The sequence below is a fragment of the Acidiplasma cupricumulans genome (assembly GCF_001402935.1).
In the GTDB taxonomy this organism is placed as follows: Archaea; Thermoplasmatota; Thermoplasmata; order Thermoplasmatales; family Thermoplasmataceae; genus Acidiplasma; species Acidiplasma aeolicum.
The window spans coordinates 1-1,523 of record NZ_LKBH01000073.1 but is presented as its reverse complement, the minus strand read 5'-3'; the positions used below and the strand labels follow the sequence as shown (position 1 = coordinate 1,523).

Below are 1,523 nucleotides of genomic sequence, written 5' to 3'. Positions count from 1 at the left end.
TCTTATAATTATATATATTTGTTAATTTTATTTTAAAATCTTTTTCTATTTGGTCTCTGTGATTATTTATGTATTCAATGGATGCCATAATGTCCTCAATTGATTTATAAAATTCATTCTTATTTTTTTTAAAATAGTTTAAGTTGAAACCCTCTGGAACCTTAAAATAATCGCGAATTATATCATAATAATCCGCAAGCTCTGCTAACTGAAACCTTATGTTCTCAATGTCGTCATATTTATATTTCAAAACCTTATCATCAATATCAATACGCACATTTGTTTTACTTTTTATTATTCTGCAGGCAGCGTCATATACTGATATACCTGAATTCTCCCTTATCTGATGCAGTGAATTAACATATCCATTTAGAACTCCTGTATATCTATCTCCCGGCATTGGTTCATTTCGTATGTTCTTTTCAGAATCAATGCTTTTATAAAATGATTTGATTACATCTGACTTGGATATATTTCCATGGAGGTCAAGAAGAAAATCGCCAAATCCATTCTCCTCCAGGCGCCTTCTGACAACATCTATTGCAGCCTTTTTTTCGCTGACAAAAAGTACACTTTTTCCGTTGCTTATCGAATCAATAATTATATTTGCTATTGTCTGGCTCTTTCCAGTACCCGGCGGGCCATTAAGTATAAAACTTGCGCCATGCCTTGCGGCGTATACGGCCTTTAGCTGGCTGGAATCTGCATCCATGGCAGTTATTATCCCGGAATAATCAATATTATCCGGCATCATAGCATTTAATTTTTTAACTGTATCAAAATCCCCAGCAAGTGCCCTTGTGAGGTCATTTTTCATTATAAGGGCATGGTTTGCCTTTAAATCGTTATAAATTATGTTATTCGTAAATGATATAATGCCCAAATAAACACTGTTTTTTACCTCCCATTTTGTTTCTTTTATTGCTGACTTAAAGGATTTAATTGCATCCATAATATTTAAATTCTCATCGAAATTAAAGTCAAATTTAATATTAAACTGATCCAGCTTTTCCCTTAGTACTGGATTAAAGAATATATCTCCCTGAACAGATTCTATATAATACTCATCGTATATTTTTCTTGTCATTTCCACAGGAACAAAAAATAGCTGTGTCTCAACATCAGAACCATCTGAATCCTGCCATTTCAGGATGCCAAATGATAGATAAAGGGCTATGGTACCGTGCTCGTTTAATGCACTCTGGGCCCTATAATAGATATTTTTAAGCGAATTAATTAATTTTTCACCACCTGAAACAATGATTTCATCCTTTTTTCTTGAATCCACATCCTCATGTGTGTGAAATGACATCTTTTTATCCTTGTTTACTATGTCATCAAAAATAAAAGGGAGGCTTGGGGATTTAATTCTCAAAAAAAATTTGCTATCAAAATATAATAATTTATTATTTTTTGATGTGTCTATAACATCCTTTTCCCATTTTGATATATTATCCTCCATGTTTATTTCCATAAAATCCTATCTTAAATCATTATATCTGTATATTAATTTTATTGCAAAT

1 protein-coding gene is annotated in these 1,523 nt (G+C 31.8%); it reads right to left on the bottom strand.

Annotated features, from left to right (window positions below):
- A partial coding sequence (locus tag AOG55_RS02500; RefSeq protein ID WP_156318724.1) for a DUF4011 domain-containing protein occupies positions 1–1,474 on the bottom strand: 1,474 nt, incomplete at its 3' end.
- Positions 1,475–1,523: the final 49 nt, after the last annotated feature.